Genomic DNA, 17,759 nt, shown 5'->3' with positions numbered 1-17,759 from the left:
CCCCCCCACCCCCCCCCTCCCCTGCGGCAAGCTGGCCGCCTTCGCCCTGGTGGAGGCGGGACGGCTGCTGCTGGCCACCAGCAGCGGCGGGCGCATTGCCGCCATCCACAGCCAGCCCTGCGCCGAGGCCTGGGGCGATGAATTGGAACGGGCGTGGCGGCGCTGGAACCTGCGCGCGCCGCAGCTCGACGCCATCGAACGCGTGACGCTGATCGACTTGAGCGGCGTGCCGCAGGCGAACGTGCCGGAACGCTTCGAGCCCGTCGCCGTGGCCAGCGCCGCGCACCTGATGCGGGAGGCGGCATGGGCCTGAGCCGTCTCGAATTCCTGCCGCCTGGCGCGACGCAGGCGTTTTCCGGCTGGCGTCTGGCGCTGTGCCTGACGGGCATCGCCGTCCTGCTGCCGGCCACCGTGCTGTGGCTGGTGCAGGCGCAGGAAACGCGGCGCCTGGAAGCGCAACTGGCGCAACTGCAGCCCGCGCGCGCGGTGCGCCCGCCGCTGTCGGCCAGCCAGCAGCGCGAGCGCGACATCGAACTGAAACTGGTGGCCACCGCCGTGCGCCAGCTCAATCTGCCCGTCACGCGCCTGATCAAGACGGTGCAGCCGCCACGCGACGTGCGCATCGCCCTGCTGGGTCTGGACCTGAATGCGCAGCAGGGACAGGATGGCGCCAGCGCCCTGAAGATCGCCGCCGAAGCGGAAACGCCGCAGGACATGCTCAATTACCTGGCCTTCCTGAACCAGCAGCCGATGTTCAGCTCCGTGTACCTGCTCAAGCATGAAATGAACGCCAACGCGCCGGAACACCCGTATCGTTTTCAACTGGAGGCGCAATGGCGGCAATAAAACCCGTATTCAAAGCCAATACGCCGCTGGCTCGTCCACGCCTGCAACTGCGCATGCCGCCGCGTCTCGCATGGGAAGCGGCGCGCCTGGGGCGCAGGCTGGGCTGGCCCAGCGCCATCGGCGCGGCATGCCTGGCGCTGGCCGCCTTCGCCGTGCAGCAAGGCGGCGCACTGGCGGCGCGCCAGCAGCAGCTGGCGGCACAGCTGGCGACGGCCGCCAGGCAGGCGGCACTGCCGCAGGCACCCGTCAGCACGGACGGCGACGCCGACAGCCTGGCCGCCTTCCATGCCTACCTGCCCGCGCATGACAGCATCCCCGAGCAGCTGCAGCAATTGCTGGCCGTGGCGCAGAAGAGCGGCGTGACCCTCGCCAAGGCCGACTACAAGCCGCAGGAGGACGGCAACATGGCGTTCCTGCGCTACCAGATCACGCTGCCCGTGAAGGCCGAATACATGCAGCTGCAAACCTTCATCGTCGACGCCTTGCAGGAATTGCCTACCTTGACCCTCGACTCCGTGATCTTCAAGCGCGAACAGATCGAAGCGGGAGAAATCGAGGCGCGCATCCAGTTCATCCTGCTGGTGAAAAAGCCGGAGGTGCGGCCATGAAAAAAGTCGTGCTGGCCGGCGCCGCCGTGGCGACCTTGCTGGCCGCCCTCTTCGCGCCGGAAGACGAAGGCAGCATCGTCGGACCGGCCACCGCCACCACGCGCCAGGTGGAGCGGGTACCGGCGGCGCCTGCGCTTGCCGTGGCCGCGCCACCCGCTCCCCCGTCGGCGCTGGCCATCCATCCGCGCCGCGCGCTCGACGATGAAGAGGCGGCCACCCTGTTTACCAAGCAGAGCTGGCAGCCGGAGACGCCGAAAAAGATCATGCTCGACCAGCAGGCGGCCAAGGCTGCGCTGCCTGCGGCGGCCGTCGATGCGAATGCGCCGCCACCCCTGCCGTTCCAGTTCCTCGGGCGCTTTGTCGACGAAGGCAAGGCCGCCTACTTCCTGCAGGCGGGCGAACGCAATGTGGTGGCGCGGCCCGGCGACATGCTCGAGGAGCGCTATCGCTTCGACGGCGTGGTGCAGGGCGCCCTGCAATTTACCTATCTACCGCTCAACCAGAAACAGACACTCGCCGTAGGGGACCTCAATTGAAACGATGCGCGCCACGTATGCCACGCAGTCTTGCTTTGCTGCCCTTGCTGTCCTTGCTGGCCGCCTGCGCCGGCAACCAGGCTTTTAACGACGGCCAGGCCATGCTGGGCGCCGGCCGCACGGAACAGGGACTGGCCCTGCTGGAGCAGGCGGCGCAGGCGGAACCGACCAACGCCAAGTACCGCATCGCCGTCACGAATGGCAGGATGCGCGCGCTCAATAGCCTGAACGGCCGCGCCGATGCGCTGCGCCAGCAAGGCAGCCTGCCCGAGGCGCAGGCGCTGTATCGCCAGGCGCTGGCGCTGGACGCCAGCAACGACGTGGCGCAGCGGGGCCTGGCCGGCGTGGCGCAGGATGAGCGCCACCGCAAGCTGGTGCAGGAAGCGCAGGCCAGCTACCAGCGCGGCGGCGAGGCGAATATCGCCCAGGCGCAGGACACCTTGCGCCAGGTGCTGCAGGAGCGTCCCGCCCAGCGCGACGCCTTGCTGCTGAAAGCCCGCATCGGCGAGGCGCAGGCGAAAAGCCTGCCGGCCGGCGGCAAGCTGGCGGCCGCCTACCGCAAACCCGTGACCCTGGAGTTCCGCGATGCGCCGCTGCGCTCCGTCTTCGACTTCATCAGCAAGGTCTCGGGCCTGAATTTCGTCTTCGACAAGGAAGTCGACCCCGCCCTGCGCGCCACCATTTCCGTGCGCGACACCAGCATCGAGGAAGCCATCGCCATGCTGCTGGGGGCCAATCAGCTCGAGCAAAGCGTCACCAGCGACAAGTCGATCACGATTTACCCGAACACGCCGCAAAAGGTGAAGGACTACCAGCAGCTGGTGGTGCGCACCTTTTTCATCACCAATGCCGACGTCAAGACCGTGGCGTTTTCCATCAAGACCCTGCTCAAGGCGAAGGACGTCGTTACCGATGAACGCCTGGGCATCATCATGCTGCGCGATACGCCGGAAATGGTGCGCATGGCCGAACGCATCATCAACGTGCAGGACCTGGCCGACCCGGAAGTGATGCTCGAGGTTGAGGTGCTGGAAGTGAAACGCACGCGCCTGATGGAGCTGGGCGTGCGCTGGCCGGACCAGGCCAGCCTGACACTGGCCGGCGTCGGCAGCGGACTCGGTGGCTTGAAGGTGGCGGACCTGCACCGCATCAATGGCGACAATATCAACCTGGGCATCGGCGGCGTTACCCTGAATGCCAACAAGACCGACAGCGACAGCAATATCCTGGCCAATCCGCGCATCCGCGTGCGCAACAAGGAAAAGGCCAAGATCCTGATCGGTGACCGCGTGCCCGTCATTACCGTCACGACGAATAACGGCGTCAGCTCCGACAGCGTCAATTACATCGACGTGGGCCTGAAGCTCGACGTCGAACCGAATGTCTACCTGGACGACGAAGTGGCCATCAAGATCAACCTGGAAGTGTCGAACGTCGTCAAGGAAGTGATCAGCAAGACGGGCACGCAGGCTTACCAGATCGGCACGCGCAGCGCGTCGACCGTGCTGCGCCTGAAGGATGGCGAGACGCAGGTGCTGGCCGGGCTGATCAGCGACGAGGACCGGGGCACGGCCAACAAGGTGCCCGGCGTGGGCGAGCTGCCCGTGCTGAACCGCCTGTTCGGCAGCCAGAAGGACGATGCCATGCGCAGCGAGATCGTGCTGTCGATCACGCCGCGCCTGCTGCGCAGCATCCGCAGGCCGGACCTGATGACGGCCGAATTCAATTCCGGCACCGAGGCGGCCGTGGGCGGCCGCGCCAGCGTGGGCGGCGCCGCGGAAGCCAGCGCCGCGCCCGAGCAGGCAGCGCCGCGCGCCGTCTCGCCCATGACGGGCGGCGACGAAGCGCCTGTCGGCGACAAGCCTGCCGCCACGCCCAGCGCCACCGTCAAGGGTGGCCAGTGAAGCGGCATGGTCTTCAGCGTGGCTTTACCTTCATCGAGCTGATGATCACCCTGGCGATCATGGCGACCCTGGCCACGGTGGCCGTGCCGATGGCGCAGGTGGCGCTGCAACGGGCGAAGGAGCACGAATTGCGTTCGGCTCTGATCGAGATCCGCGAAGCCATCGACGCCTACAAGCGCGCGTCCGACAACGGCCGCATCAAGCTGTCGCTGGGAGGATCGGGCTATCCGAAAAAACTCGATGAACTGGTCGAAGGCGTGCCCGACCAGCGCAGCCCGTCCAAGCAGAACATCTATTTCCTGCGCCGCCTGCCGCGCGACCCGTTTCACGCAACAGGCACGGATGGCCAGGCCGGCAGCGCCGCCGACAGCTGGAGCAAGCGCGCCTACGCTTCGCCGCCCGACAATCCCAGCGAAGGCGAGGACGTGTTCGACGTCGCCTCGCGCTCGACCAAGGTGGGCCTGAACGGCGTGCCGCTCAACGAATGGTGACTGCCATGCGCCTGCCCTCCCCGCGCCGCCTGCGCGGCTTCACCCTGGTCGAACTGCTGGTGGTGCTGGCGATCATCTCGCTGCTGCTGACGATCGCCATTCCCCGCTACTTCGGTTCGGTGGAAAAGTCGAAGGAAGTCGCCCTGAAGGAAAACCTGCAGGTGCTCCGGAGCGGCCTGGATAAATACTATGCCGACAAGGGGGAGTATCCGGCCGCGCTGGCCGACCTCGTGACCCACCATTACTTCCGCAGCGTGCCATTGGACCCCGTCACGGAGTCCGCCGCCACCTGGCAATTGATCCCTTCACCCAATGGCGAGATCAGCGGCGTGGCCGACGTGCGCAGCGGCGCCAAGGGCAAGACGCGCGAGGGCATCCCCTTTGAACAGCTCTAGGAAAATGCGGCGGCGGGCAGCAGGCTTCGCCTACATCTGGACCCTGATGCTGGTGGCCTTCATGGGCGTGGGCCTGGTGCTGGCCAGCGAACTGCATGCCACGGCCGCGCGGCGCGACAAGGAACGCGCACTGCTGTTCATCGGCCATGAATTCCGCAATGCGCTGGGACGCTACTATGAAAGCACGCCCGATGACGGACGCCCCCGCTATCCGCTGACCATGCAGGAATTGCTGAAGGATCCGCGCTTCGCCAACGCCAGACGGCACCTGCGCCGCCTGTATGCGGATCCCGTCACCGGCAAGGCGGAATGGGGCCTGCTGCGGCAGGAGGGACGCATCGTCGGCATCCATTCGCTGTCGCCGCAGCTGCCGGTCAAGCAGGACAACTTCCTCGATGAAGACGCCAGCCTGCGCCGCAAGCAGCGCTACGCGGACTGGCAATTCACCTATCCGCACGACCTGGTGCTGACGCCGCCCGATGCCGCCGGCGGCGCGCCCGGGCTCAAGCCGAAAGCCCCGAACTGATATCATGCTCGCTTTCAGCATCGCGCATCGCACAAAGGAGCAGGCATGAGCATAGGTGGCACTTCCATCGAACAGGCATTGGCATCGTTGTCGGACATGACAGGCGGCATGGTCGCCATCGGCAAGGACGAACACGCGCAACGCATCGGCAAGGCGCAAGCCTATATGCGCGAACAGGGCATCGCCGCGATCTATCTGAACGCGGGCGCCAACCTCACCTACTTCACGGGCACCAAATGGTATGCCAGCGAACGCATGGTGGGCGCCATCCTGCCGGCCAGCGGCGAGATCGAATACATCGCTCCCGCCTTCGAGGAAAGCACCTTGAAGGGCTTCATGCTCATCGAGGGCAAGGTCAATTGCTGGGAAGAGCATGAAAGCCCGTACCAGCTGTTCGTCGACGTGCTGGCCCGCATGGGCGTGGCGCAGGATGTGGCCAGGCCGCCGCGCGTGGGCATTTGCGAAAGCGCAGCCTTTTTCATCTACGACGGCATCAAGCCGCTGGCCGCCGGCTACGCGCTGGAAAACGCGCGCGCCGTGACGGCATACTGCCGCAGCCGCAAGTCAGAGGCGGAAATCGCCCTGATGCAGCGCGTGATGGACATGACCCTGACCGTGCACGTGGCCACGGCCAGCATGCTGTACGAAGGCATCACGACGGTGGAAGTGGAGGAATTCATCCAGCGCGCGCACCGCAAGGTAGGCGCGCCGCGCTCCTACTTCTGCATCGTGCTGTTCGGCGAAGCCACCGCCTACCCGCATGGCGTCAATTACGTGCAGACGCTGAAGGCGGGCGACACGGTGTTGATCGACACGGGTTGCCAGGTGATGAACTACATCTCCGATATCACGCGCACCTATGTGTTCGGCGCCATCAGCGAGCGCCAACGCTCCGTGTGGAACAGCGAAAAGGCGGCGCAGGCCGCAGCGTTTGCCGCCGCCCGGCTGGGCGTTCCCTGCGGCGACGTCGACCGCGCCGCCCGCGTCTCGCTGGAGGCCGACGGCTTTGGCCCCGGCTACAAGCTGCCCGGCCTGCCGCACCGCACGGGCCACGGCATCGGCCTCGACATCCACGAATGGCCTTACCTGGTCGGCAATGACACCACGCCGCTGGACGTGGGCATGTGTTTCTCGAACGAGCCGATGATCTGCATCCCCGGCGAATTCGGCATCCGTCACGAAGACCATTTCTACATGACGGAGAATGGTCCGCGCTGGTTCACGCAGCCGGCGCACAGCATCGACGATCCGTTCGGCCTGCAGGCGTAGTCCAGGTGTTGGATTACGCTGCGCTAATCCAACCTACGCCATGCCAGGCAGGTCAAGCTGGCATCACCGCAATGTCAGGTAGGTCGGATTAGCGCCCTGCGCGTAATCCGACACAGCGCTCACTTGCGCCAGCTTGAACACGGCCAGCGCCGTACCCAGTTGCACGGCCTGTTCCTGCAGCGATTCGGCCGCCGCCGATGCTTCCTCCACCAGCGCGGAATTTTGCTGCGTCATCTGGTCCATGCTGCCGATGGCCACGCCAATGTCGCCGATGCCGGCGCTCTGCGCCTGGCTGGCGGCGCTGATCTCGGCCATGATATCGGCCACCTTCTTCACCGAATCGACGATCTGGCCCATGGTCAGCCCCGCCTCGTCGACCAGCTTCGAGCCGACATTCACCTTCGCCACCGAATCGCCGATCAGCTGCTTGATTTCGCGCGCCGCGCCGGCGCTGCGCTGCGCCAGGTTGCGCACCTCGGAGGCCACGACAGCAAAGCCGCGTCCCTGTTCGCCCGCGCGCGCCGCTTCCACGGCCGCATTCAGCGCCAGGATGTTCGTCTGGAAGGCGATGCTGTCGATGACGCCGATGATGTCGACGATGCGCTTCGATGAGTCGTTGATCTCGCCCATGGTGGTCACCACCTGGCTGACCACTTGCCCGCCCTTGACCGCCACCGAGGACGCCGACACCACCAGTGCATGCGCCTGGCCCGCGTTGGCGGCGTTGTCGCGCACGGTGCTTGTGAGACTGTCCATGCTGCGGGCCGTCTGATCCAGGCTGCCCGCCTGCGATTCCGTGCGCGCGGCCAGGTCCGCATTGCCCTGCGCGATTTCAGCACTGGCTACCTGGATGGTTTCGGCCGACGCCTTGATGTCGGAAACCATGCCGCCCAGCTTGCCGCGCATGTCCTTCAAGGCCGCCAGCAGGCTGGCCTGGTCGCCCGCCTCGGTGGCGATATCCATCGAGAGGTCGCCGTCGGCCACGGCGCGCGCGATCTGGCGCGCGTATTCGGGCTCGCCGCCCAGCTGCTGCCAGATGGCGCGCACGACGAAGTGCGAGACGGCCACCAGGCAGACGATGACAATCAGCGCCACGGCGATACTGGTATTGAGCGCATTGCGCACATTGGCCGCGCTGCGTTCGATGCCCTGCTTGAACTGCGATTGCGCCTGCTCGTTGGTCTTCGCCAGGTCCGTATTGAGCGCAGCCAGCGCGCCCTGCATGCGCGCCACGGTGGCTTGCGGGTCGCCCTCTTCCATTTCCAGCATGATGCGCGCCGCGCTCAGGGCCGGCGCATAGTAGGCATCGAATTCCCTGGCCAGCCGCAGCCCATGCTCGCGCTGGCCCGGAATCGCGGCAAAGGCGTCGAGCTTCGCGCGCAGCTTGACGGCCTGGCCATCGACCTGGGCGATGCGCTCCTTGTCGCCTTCGCTGACGGCGTCGCGCAAGGCGTCGCCGACGGCGGCTACGTCCAGGGTCAGCGACTTGGCCATGTCGAGCACCGGATAGTCCACGCTTTCGGTGGCGTGAATGGAATTGAGTGCGGCCGTGGACAGATAGGCGCTGACTGCCAGTCCCAGTCCGAAAATGACGGCCGAGACGACAGGTAGCGCCCATATCTTGCGTTTGATGCTCATTGCTGTCTCCTGATGTTATCTCGTGCAAAAGGCGGCATGCGTCGCCGCATGCCGCCATGACGGCCTTATGGCGTCGTCAGCACCACTTTCACCGTGCCGTCGACGGCACTTTTCTCGATATAGCCGATGGCTTTCGGATCGGCGGCGACGGCCTTCTTCACGTCGGCGCTATTCGCCACTTCCTTCGGCAAGGTGGCCTTGCCCGTGAAAACCAGCTTGGACCACAGCGCCTTCGCCTGCGACGGTTCCTTGTCCGTCACTTTCTTGTAGAACTCGGCGCGCACGGGGGCGCTTTCCGGCTGGTCGATCGGCGTCATGGTCGTCGATTTACCGAGAAAGAACTGGGCCACCTGCTCATTCGTCATGGCAGCTGCGGCATTCTTCGTATTGACCACCACGACCACTTCGGCCATGGCGGGAACGGCGATTGCCAGCGCCAGCAAGGCAGCCACATTCACAATCATTGGTTTCATGCGGCGCTCCTTAGAAAACGAAATCGATGGCGGCGGCAGCCACCGTGACGGGGCCATGGAAGCCTGGCTTGGCTTGCACGAACAGGCCCTGGCCATTTTTCGGCTTGATGCGGTCGATCTGCACTTTCAAGGCGGCCGAGCGGTGGAAATCCCAGCGCACGCCGATGCTGTCCGTCGATTGTTCCAGCTGGTTGCGCGTGTTGGCCATGGTGTCGACGCCGGCCGACAGCGCGCGCAGGGTCGGCGTGCAGGCGGCCGGGTAACCTGGCGGGCATGCGGCAGGCACGGTGTTGTTCACGCGTCCATCGGCCTTCAGGCTGGCGTGGCTGTAGTACGGCAGGAAAGCGCCGATGCGGTAAGCGGCCATCACGTACCACGAGGTGCTGTCGCTGACATAGCTGTCGGTCTTGCGCTTCGCATATTCGGACTGCAGCAGCACATTGTTCCAGTCCAGGCCCAGGCCGACGGACGTAAACGACGCTTTCTTGTCCTTCACCACCAGCGCATCGGCCAGGGCGCCCAGCTGGGCGAACTTGTAGCCGGAACCGGCCGCGCGCAGGCTGGCAATCAGGGTATTCTGGCTCGGCGAATCGTCGATGGTCAGCTTGGTCTCGGCGCGGCCGAAACGCACGGTGACCGGGCCATGTTCGGCCACCACATTGAGGGCAACGATGGACTTGCCTTTGACATGCACGGTCGAATCGGGTCCCGTCGCCAGGGTCGCCTTGGTGCTGCCCAGCGCCAGCTGCGTCGTCACGCTGGTGTCGCCCGCACTGAACTGATACGTGCCGTCGATGCCGTCGATGCTGTTGAGCGGCACCTGCGAATACATCTCGCCGGGCGGACGCAGCATGGTGTTGGCATAGCCCACGTTGCGGTAATCGGAAATCATGAAGACGGGCAGGCCCATGCGGCCAATGCGCACGCTGAAGCTGTCCGACACCTTGGCCTTGGCGAAGGCCCAGGCCAGTTCGGCGCCGAAATCATCTTCGCCATCCTTGCGCGCCAGGCCTTGCGCGGTGGCCGACAGCCACGGGTTGACGGTGACGCTGGCCTGCAGGCCCAGGTTGGAATCGACGCCCGTGCGGGCGGTGCGGCCCGCGCCGCTGGCCTGGTTGGGACGCGCAAACTGCGCGCTGTCCGTATCGGCCATGGTCAGCGCGGCCGTACCGTAGCCGCTGATCTTGACGGTGGGGCCGCTGGCGGCATCTTCGGCGTAGGCATGGCTGATAGCCAGGGGCATGGCCAGCAGCAAAAGCAGGACGTGTTTATTCATAGTAATCAAATACCCGTAGCGGAGAACGTTAATCGTGGAGTGGACTCGCGGTCGAAGGCTCACCGGCCGTGACAGGCCGGGTCCATTTTTTGCACGCCGCCATCGCCGTGCATCGGGTGCATGGCAGCGTGACCAGTGAGTCAAACCATGCTACAGAGAAAAGGTTTTACTTTGGAAAGTTTTCCTGAGGCAATGAGCCATTTCGCCGTTTTTGCAGGAAAAAGCACGCTTTCTAGAGGAGATTTTCTAAATAGCACGCCGCGTGAAACCACACTTTATCCCTATTTTTCATACACTTATGGATAATTCAAGACAAAAATAACGGAGCCCTACATGAATCGCGCGGCGCCCATAAAAAACGCCGCCCGCGCGAATATCGCGGGCGGCGCCGGTCAAACCAGTCCTGCCTGAGACGCTTACTCGCGCTTCGAGACGAGCGTCAGGATATCGTAGCTGGCCACCAGTTCTTCGTTCTGGTTGGTCACCTGCACGTCCCATGCAACGACGCCCTGGCCCACGCCAAACACGTCCTTGCGGTTGCGGTCGACCTTGCGCTTGCAGGTCAGGCGCGCGCGGATGGTGTCGCCGATGGCGACGGGCGCGACGAAGCGCAGGTTGTCCAGGCCATAGTTGGCCAGCACGGGGCCGACACCGGGCGAAACGAACAGGCCGGCGGCGGCCGACAGCACGAAGTAGCCATGGGCGATGCGCTTGCCGAACTGCGATTCCTTGGCCGCGATCTCGTCGAAGTGCATGTAGAAGAAGTCGCCCGAGATGCCGCCGAAGGCGACGATGTCCGCTTCGCTGACCGTGCGGCGGTGCGTGAGTAGCGAGTCGCCCGTCTTCAGGTCCTCGAAATGCTTGCGGAACGGGTGGATCGGGCTTTCATTGACGTCCGCGCCGCGCACGTATTCGCCGGTGATCGCCGCCAGCATGGTCGGCGAACCCTGTACCGCCGCGCGTTGCAGGTAGTGGCGCACGGCGCGCACGCCGCCCAGCTCTTCGCCGCCGCCCGCGCGGCCAGGGCCGCCATGCTTCAGTTGCGGCAGGGGCGAGCCATGGCCCGTCGAATCGACGGACGCCACGCGCTCGAGCACATGCACGCGGCCATGCGTGGCCGCCACTTGCGGCACCACGCGCGCGGCGATCTTCGGATCGCGCGTCACCAGGGTGCTCACCAGGCTGCCCTTGCCGCGCGCGGCCAGCGCCAGCGCCTCGTCGATATCCGTATAGCCCATCATGGTGCTGACGGGGCCGAACGCTTCCACGTCATGCACGGCATCGTTGCCGAAGGCGTCGCGGCACAGCAGCAGGGTCGGCGAAAAGAAGCTGCCCTCCTGCGCGCCATCACCCAGGGGATTGAAGCCGTCGGCTGCGCCGAACACCACTTCATTGCCCTGCGACAGGGTGGCGACACGCTCGGCCACGTCGTTCTGCTGCTCTTTCGAAGCCAGCGCGCCCATGCGCACGCCTTCGATGGACGGGTCGCCCACCACCACCTTGGCCAGGCGCTCGCGCAGCCGCGTGCCGACGGCGTCCATCAGGTGCTCGGGCACGATGATGCGGCGGATGGCCGTGCACTTCTGGCCCGACTTGCCCGTCATCTCGCGCACGACTTCCTTGACGAACAGGTCGAACTCCACGTCGTCGGGCGTGACGTCCGGCGCCAGGATGGCGCAGTTGAGCGAATCGGCTTCGCCATTGAACGGCACGGACTGGGCGATCAGGTTCGGATTCGTGCGCAGCTTGGCGGCGGTGGCGGCCGATCCCGTGAAGGTGACGAAATCCTGGCCATTCAGGCGGTCCAGCAAGTCGCCCGTGGAGCCGATCACCAGCTGCAGGCTGCCGGCCGGCAGCAGGCCCGATTCGTGCATCATGCGCACGACGGCCTGCGTCAGGTAGCTCGTCGCCGTGGCCGGCTTGGCGATGCAGGGCATGGCGGCGAGAAAACTCGGGGCGAATTTTTCCAGCAGACCCCAGATGGGGAAATTGAAGGCGTTGATGTGCACGGCCAGGCCGCCGCGCGGCACCAGGATGTGCGTGCCGGCGAAGCCACCTTTTTTACCGAGCGCGATGGCCGGGCCTTCGTGCAGCACGTTCGACGACGGCAGCTCGTTGCTGCCCATGCTGGCGTAGGCGAACAGGGTGCCCGTGCCGCCTTCGATATCGACCCAGCTGTCGGCGCGCGTGGCGCCCGACAGGTGCGAGATCGCATACAGTTCTTCCTTGCGTTCGACCAGGTACAGCGCCAGCGCTTTCAGGCGCGCGGCGCGCTGCTGGAAGTCCAGCGCCATCAGGCCCGGCACGCCCGTCTTGCGGGCATAGGTGACGGCTTCGTCGAAATCGATCTTTTCCGCGTGCGTGTGATAGATGACGCGGTTGTTCAAGGCGCTGTGCAGGGGCACGGCGGCGCTTTCGCCCAGCCAGCGGCCGGCGATCAGGCTTTGCAGCGTGGATATTTGAGCCATGGATACTACTCCTATGTTGGTTTACTGCGTGCTTACTGCGCTGCGGCGTTCTTGTGCAAATGCAGCGGCAAGGCCGATTCAAAATTCAGGCGCTGGCGGTTCGCCTCGACTTCCGTCAGGGCTTCCACTTCGCGCATCGTCTGCATGGAGCGCACGGCCAGCTCATGGTACTGGCCGGTGCCCGAGCTTTTCCATTTGATTTCATCGTCGGTCAGCGCGCGCATCACCTTGGCCGGCGTGCCGACCACCATGCTGCGCGGCGCGACGATCATGCCCGCCTTGACGAAACTCATGGCCGCGACGATGGATTCCTCGCCGATGACGGCGTTGTCCATCACCACGGCGTTCATGCCGACCAGCGCATTGCGACCGATGCGGCAGCCGTGCAGCACGGCGCCGTGGCCGATATGGCCGTCGACCTCGACCACCGTGTCGCAGCCGGGGAAACCATGCATGACGCAGGTGTCCTGCAGATTGGCGCCTTCCTCCAGGATCAGGCGGCCGAAGTCGCCGCGGATCGAGGCCAGCGGGCCGATATAGCAGCGCGGGCCGACGATCACGTCGCCGATCAGCACCGCGCTCGGATGCACATAGGCGCTGGGGTGGACGACGGGGGTGACGCCGTTGATTTCATACACTTTGACCATACAAACTCCTTACATGCCCAGATAGGCGCTTTGTACCTGCTCGTTATGCAGCAATTCGGGACCGGGGCCGGACAGCGTAATGGCGCCCGTCTCGATCACATAACCGACGTCGGCGATCGACAGGGCCGCATGCGCATTCTGCTCGACGAGGAAGATGGTGATGCCCTGGTCGCGCAGTTCGGCGACGATGCGGAAGATTTCCGCGATCAGCAGGGGCGCCAGGCCCATGCTCGGCTCATCGAGCAGCAGCAGTTGCGGACGGCCCATCAGCGCGCGCGCCATGGCCAGCATCTGCTGCTGGCCGCCAGAGAGCGTCCCGGCCAGCAGGCCGCGTTTTTCCTTCAAAATCGGGAACAGGCCGTACATGCGCTCCATGTCGCCCGCCACGTCCTGCGCGGGGCGCGTAAAGGCGCCCAGGCGCAGATTATCCTCGACCGTCATGGGGCCGAACACCTGGCGCCCTTCCGGCACCTGGCAAATGCCGGCGCGCACGCGCCTGTCGGCGCTCATGCGGCTCACGTCCTGTCCGGCAAAGGCGATGCTGCCGGCGCTGATCGGCTGCACGCCGGAGATGGCGCGCAGCAGGGTCGTCTTGCCGGCGCCGTTCGCGCCCACCAGCGCCACCAGCTGCCCCTGGCGCACCTGCAGGTCAATGCCGTGCAGGGCCTGGATGCGGCCGTAATGGCTGGTGAGTCCCCGGATATCGAGTACCAGCGACGATTGCTTGTTGAGATTCTCCTGCATCATGCCGCCACTCCCAGATACGCCGCCACCACGTCGGGATTCGCGCGCACTTCGGCGGCGGTTCCCTCGGCCAGCTTCTTGCCATAGTCGAGCACCAGGATATGGTCCGACAGATTCATCACGAGCTTCATGTCATGCTCGACCAGCACCACCGTCACGCCCGACTGCGCCACCTTGCGGATCAGCGCTTCGATCTCGCCCGTTTCCGTGTGGTTCAAGCCGGCCGCCGGCTCATCGAGCAGCAGCACCTTCGGCTTGGCCGCCAGCGCGCGGGCGATCTCCAGGCGTTTTAACGCGCCGTACGACATCTGCCCCGCCTCGTCGTCGATATGCCGCCCCACGCCGACAAACTCCATCAGGCCCGCCGCCTCGTCGCGGCACGCCGCATCGGCACGCCGCACGGAAGGCAGGCGCAGCATGGAGGCGAACAGGTTCTGGTTCAGGCGCAAATGCGCGCCCACCATCACGTTGTCGATGGCCGTCATGTTCATGCACACCTGCAGGTTCTGGAAGGTGCGGCTCATGCCGCGCCGCGCCAGCGCGTCGGGCGGCATGGCCGCCACGTTCTCGCCATTGAGCAGGATTTCTCCCCTGGTCGGCGTGTAGACACCGGTGATCAGGTTGAACAGGGTCGTCTTGCCGGCGCCGTTCGGCCCGATCACGGAGTGGATATTGCCCTCCTTGACCGTGAAGCTCACGTCCTGCACCGCGTGCACGCCGCCAAAGCTCTTGCTCAGGTTCTTAATCGTCAGCATTTCATACCTCCTGCGCCGGTGGTTTTGCCGCGCCTTCGGGGGCTTTGGGTGCCTGCGGCACCCCTGCCCGCTTGCGCGAGCGGCTGGCCAGGCTGGGCACGAGGCCTTTCGGCATGAAGATCATGGTGGCCATCAGGATCACGCCAAACACCACCGTTTCCCAGCCCTCAAAGCTGGACAGCAGCTGCGGCAGGACCGTCAGCAGGGCCGCGCCGATGATGGAGCCGAAGATCGACGCCATGCCGCCCACCACCACCATCGTCACCAGCTCGATCGAGTGGAAGAAACCGGCCAGGTTGGGGGTAATAAAACCGATGTAGTGGGCGCTGATGCTGCCCGCGATGCTGGCGATCACCGCCGACAGCACGAACACGCGCACCTTGAAGCGCGTCGTGTCGACGCCCACCACGCGGGCTGCCACTTCCGAACCGTGGATGGCCTGCAGCGCGCGGCCGACCGGCGAATCGATCAAGTTCAGGGCCAGCCACGTGACCAGCAACAGCAGCACGGCGCACACGATGTACCACGATTTTTCGCCGGCGATTTCCAGGCCGGCCACCGTGAAGGCGGATACGCCGATGCCGTCCGGCCCACCCGTCCATTGCGTCTCGTTGTTGATGACGATGGAAATGATGATGCCCAGGCCCAGGGTCGCCATGGCCAGGGTATGCCCCTTGAGTTTCAGCACGGGACGGGCCAGCAGCAGGGCCAGCAAGCCCGTGGCGACCGCTCCGGCGGCCAGTGCCGCCAGCGGCGGCCAGCCATAGTGCGTGGTCAGCACGGCAGACGCATACGCGCCCAGGCCATAGAAACCGGCGTGGCCCAGGCTGATCTGGCCCGTGTAGCCCATCAGCAGGTTCAGGCCGATGACGACGATGGCATTCAGGGCGATGCGGATCGCCACGTCATAGTAGAACGCATTGCTGAGGAAAAGCGGCAGGATGGCCAGCACGAGTGCCAGTACCAGCAGCCCGCCATGGCGCGAACGGCTAAAGAAGGTTGGCAACTGCGTCTTCATACACGCTCCGAATTTTTGGCGCCAAACAAGCCTTGCGGCAGGAAGAACAGGATCAATAGAATCAGCACGAAGGGCACGGCGTCCTTGTACGCCGACGAGATATAGCCGGCCGTCATGGCTTCGGCGATGCCGAGGATCAGGCCGCCGGCAATCGCGCCCGCGCCGCCGCCCAGGCCACCCAATACGGCGGCGACAAAGCCTTTCAGGCCCAGCATGATGCCCGCGTCGTACGAGGTGTAGGTGATCGGCGCGACGAGGATGCCGCCCGCGGCGCCCAGCAGGGCCGACAGGCCGAACGAAAACAGCAGCACTTTGCGCGTGTTGATGCCCACCAGTTGCGCGGCCAGCTTGTTGTGCGAGGTGGCCAGCATGGCCTTGCCCATCAGGGTGCGGCCGAAGAACCAGCCCAGCACCAGCACGATGACGACGGTCACGCCCAGCACCCACAGGCTTTGCGGCAGCAGGCTGGCGCCCAGGAATTCGATCGGCGCGTCGCCGGAAAAGGCTGGCAGCGAATGCGTATCCTTGCCCAGCCAGATTTGCACGAGGCCGCGCAGCACCAGCGAGGCGCCGATGGTAATGATCAGCAGCGTGATGACCTGCGCGTTCTGCGCCGGCTCGATCACGGTTTTTTCCATCAGGAGGCCGACCAGGCCCGTGGCGATGACGGCCAGGATGATGGCCAGCGGCAGCGGCACGCCGGCGGCCGACATCACGGCGGCCAGCATTCCGCCCAACATGATGAATTCGCCCTGGGCGAAGTTGATCACGCCACTGGTGTTGTAGATGATGGTGAAGCCCAGCGCCGCCAGCGCGTAGGCGGAACCGACCGTCATCCCGGAATACAGAAATTGTAGAAATTGAGCGACTTCCATGGTGTCTCCATTATGTTCGGCTACGCGCGGGCCGCCTTCGAGGGCGGCCTCGCGCAGGTACTTCCGGCTTACATTATTTCGACAGTTGCCATTCGCCGTTCTTCACTTCGACCATGCGGAACGCCGACAGGTCCAGGCCCATATGGTCTTTGGCCGACATGTTGAACACGCCCGTGGTGCCGACAAAGCCCTTGGTCTGCTCCAGCGCCGCGCGCACTTTTTCGCGGTCCGTGCCGCCGGCGCGCTTGATGGCGTCCACCGACAGGTTCAAGGCGTCGAGCGCATAACCGCCGAACGTCGACGGTTCGATCTTGTAGCGCTCCTTGTAGGTCTTGTCGTAGCCGACGACGACGGCTTTCTGCGCATCGCTGTCGGGCAGCATGGCGCCGATCAGCAGGGCCGGCGTCGGCAGGCGCACGCCCTCGGCGGACTTGCCCGACAGCTTCAGGTACTCGTCGGAGGCCACGCCATGCGACTGGTACAGCGGCAGCGCAGCCATGCCCAGCTGGCCGTAGTTCTTGGTGACCACGGCAGGGCCCTGGCCCAGGCCGAAGACGAATACGGCTTGCACGCCCTTGGTATTCTTGATGCGCGTCAGCTGTGCCGTGATGTCCGTGTCCTTCGGACCGTAGGTTTCATCGGCCACCAGGGTGATGCCATACTTGGAGGCGACGATCTGCGATTCCTTGCGGCCCGAGGCGCCGAAGCCGCTCGTTTCCGACAGCAGGCCCACCTTGCTGATGCCGCGCTTCTTCATGTCCTCGAACACTTTTTCGGCCGCCATGCGGTCCGTGTGCGGCGTCTTGAAGACCCATTTCTTCACCGGATCGATGATGACCACGGCGCCCGCCAGCGAGATGAACGGCATGCTGGCGCGGTCCACCAGCGGCGCCATCGCCATCGTCGCGCCCGTGGTGGTACCGCCGATCAGCACATCGACCTTGTCCGACTCGATCAGGCGCTTGGTAAAGCCATTGGCCTTGGCCGCATCGCTGCCATCGTCGTAGTGCACGAGTTCCAGCTTGCGTCCCAGGACGCCGCCGGCCGCGTTGATCTTCTCGATGTACAGCTGCAGGGTTTTCAGTTCAGGGTCGCCCAGGAAGGCGGCCGGCCCCGTGACGGACAGCACGGAACCGATCTTGATATTCTCGGCCGCGTACGCGCCCGCGGCAGACATGGCCAGCACGCCGGCGATTAGGGTTTTCTTGAAGATATTGGCAATCATTGTGGTCTCCACCAGGTTGGCACTGCGGTCAATGTATGGTCGGCGCTTTTTTACAAGCCTGCGCC

18 protein-coding genes and 1 pseudogene are annotated in these 17,759 nt (G+C 65.1%); 9 read left to right on the top strand and 10 right to left on the bottom strand.

The genetic code is table 11. The features are described 5' to 3' along the window. The 9 genes and pseudogenes from AC1RDJ_RS01780 to AC1RDJ_RS01740 all read left to right on the top strand — a co-directional run. A pseudogene (locus AC1RDJ_RS01780) lies at positions 1-313 on the top strand (hypothetical protein); the annotation flags it as partial. Continuing rightward, positions 304-846: a hypothetical protein gene (locus tag AC1RDJ_RS01775; protein WP_493026333.1), complete on the top strand. Its 543-nt coding sequence runs from the start codon at positions 304-306 to the stop codon at positions 844-846. The pseudogene AC1RDJ_RS01780 and the gene AC1RDJ_RS01775, both read left to right, overlap by 10 nt. Continuing rightward, a complete protein-coding gene (locus AC1RDJ_RS01770; RefSeq protein ID WP_071321951.1) occupies positions 834-1,454 on the top strand; it encodes a type 4a pilus biogenesis protein PilO in 621 nt (206 codons plus the stop codon). The genes AC1RDJ_RS01775 and AC1RDJ_RS01770 overlap by 13 nt, the downstream gene beginning before the upstream one ends. Then, a complete protein-coding gene (locus AC1RDJ_RS01765) occupies positions 1,451-1,990 on the top strand; it encodes a hypothetical protein (RefSeq protein WP_493026332.1) in 540 nt (179 codons plus the stop codon). Before AC1RDJ_RS01770 ends, AC1RDJ_RS01765 begins: the two co-directional genes overlap by 4 nt. A gap of 17 nt (positions 1,991-2,007) precedes the next feature. Continuing rightward, entirely contained in the window at positions 2,008-3,894 is a 1,887-nt protein-coding gene (locus AC1RDJ_RS01760; protein WP_493026331.1) for a secretin GspD/PilQ domain-containing protein, read from the top strand. Next, entirely contained in the window at positions 3,891-4,385 is a 495-nt protein-coding gene (locus AC1RDJ_RS01755) for a type II secretion system protein (protein WP_493026330.1), read from the top strand. Before AC1RDJ_RS01760 ends, AC1RDJ_RS01755 begins: the two co-directional genes overlap by 4 nt. Before the next feature lie 5 nt (positions 4,386-4,390). Continuing rightward, a complete protein-coding gene (locus AC1RDJ_RS01750; RefSeq protein WP_083412091.1) occupies positions 4,391-4,780 on the top strand; it encodes a type IV pilin protein in 390 nt (129 codons plus the stop codon). A 4-nt stretch (positions 4,781-4,784) separates the two neighbouring features. Further along, positions 4,785-5,306, top strand: a complete 522-nt coding sequence (locus AC1RDJ_RS01745; RefSeq protein ID WP_071321946.1) for a type II secretion system protein — start codon at positions 4,785-4,787, stop codon at positions 5,304-5,306. A 45-nt stretch (positions 5,307-5,351) separates the two neighbouring features. Beyond that, positions 5,352-6,575 carry a M24 family metallopeptidase gene (locus AC1RDJ_RS01740; protein WP_493026329.1) on the top strand — a complete coding sequence of 408 codons (1,224 nt, stop codon included), beginning with the start codon at positions 5,352-5,354 and terminating at the stop codon, positions 6,573-6,575. A gap of 63 nt (positions 6,576-6,638) precedes the next feature. On the opposite strand, the gene AC1RDJ_RS01735 is transcribed toward AC1RDJ_RS01740, so the two are convergent. The 10 genes from AC1RDJ_RS01735 to AC1RDJ_RS01690 form a co-directional block, all read right to left on the bottom strand. Next, positions 6,639-8,213, bottom strand: coding sequence for a methyl-accepting chemotaxis protein (locus AC1RDJ_RS01735; protein WP_493026328.1), 1,575 nt, complete (start codon positions 8,211-8,213; stop codon positions 6,639-6,641). Positions 8,214-8,278: 65 nt separating this feature from the next. After that, positions 8,279-8,686 carry a type 2 periplasmic-binding domain-containing protein gene (locus tag AC1RDJ_RS01730; protein WP_493026327.1) on the bottom strand — a complete coding sequence of 136 codons (408 nt, stop codon included), beginning with the start codon at positions 8,684-8,686 and terminating at the stop codon, positions 8,279-8,281. A 10-nt stretch (positions 8,687-8,696) separates the two neighbouring features. Further along, positions 8,697-9,962 carry a porin gene (locus AC1RDJ_RS01725; RefSeq protein WP_493026326.1) on the bottom strand — a complete coding sequence of 422 codons (1,266 nt, stop codon included), beginning with the start codon at positions 9,960-9,962 and terminating at the stop codon, positions 8,697-8,699. A 416-nt stretch (positions 9,963-10,378) separates the two neighbouring features. Next, positions 10,379-12,430, bottom strand: a complete 2,052-nt coding sequence (paaZ, locus tag AC1RDJ_RS01720) for a phenylacetic acid degradation bifunctional protein PaaZ (protein WP_493026325.1) — start codon at positions 12,428-12,430, stop codon at positions 10,379-10,381. Between the two features lie 32 nt (positions 12,431-12,462). Then, on the bottom strand, positions 12,463-13,077 hold the full coding sequence (gene paaY / locus AC1RDJ_RS01715; protein ID WP_071321940.1) for a phenylacetic acid degradation protein PaaY: 615 nt from the start codon (positions 13,075-13,077) through the stop codon (positions 12,463-12,465). A gap of 9 nt (positions 13,078-13,086) precedes the next feature. Then, positions 13,087-13,824, bottom strand: a complete 738-nt coding sequence (locus AC1RDJ_RS01710; protein WP_493026324.1) for an ABC transporter ATP-binding protein — start codon at positions 13,822-13,824, stop codon at positions 13,087-13,089. Beyond that, a complete protein-coding gene (locus AC1RDJ_RS01705) occupies positions 13,821-14,576 on the bottom strand; it encodes an ABC transporter ATP-binding protein (protein WP_289884749.1) in 756 nt (251 codons plus the stop codon). Before AC1RDJ_RS01705 ends, AC1RDJ_RS01710 begins: the two co-directional genes overlap by 4 nt. A 1-nt stretch (position 14,577) precedes the next feature. Next, a complete protein-coding gene (locus AC1RDJ_RS01700; protein WP_493026323.1) occupies positions 14,578-15,594 on the bottom strand; it encodes a branched-chain amino acid ABC transporter permease in 1,017 nt (338 codons plus the stop codon). Next, entirely contained in the window at positions 15,591-16,469 is an 879-nt protein-coding gene (locus AC1RDJ_RS01695) for a branched-chain amino acid ABC transporter permease (protein WP_046684305.1), read from the bottom strand. Before AC1RDJ_RS01695 ends, AC1RDJ_RS01700 begins: the two co-directional genes overlap by 4 nt. 73 nt (positions 16,470-16,542) lie before the next feature. Then, positions 16,543-17,694: an ABC transporter substrate-binding protein gene (locus AC1RDJ_RS01690; protein WP_493026322.1), complete on the bottom strand. Its 1,152-nt coding sequence runs from the start codon at positions 17,692-17,694 to the stop codon at positions 16,543-16,545. Positions 17,695-17,759: the final 65 nt, after the last annotated feature.

The organism is Janthinobacterium sp. GW822-FHT07H10 (assembly GCF_058798675.1).
This window is presented reverse-complemented; position numbering and strand designations above follow the sequence as displayed.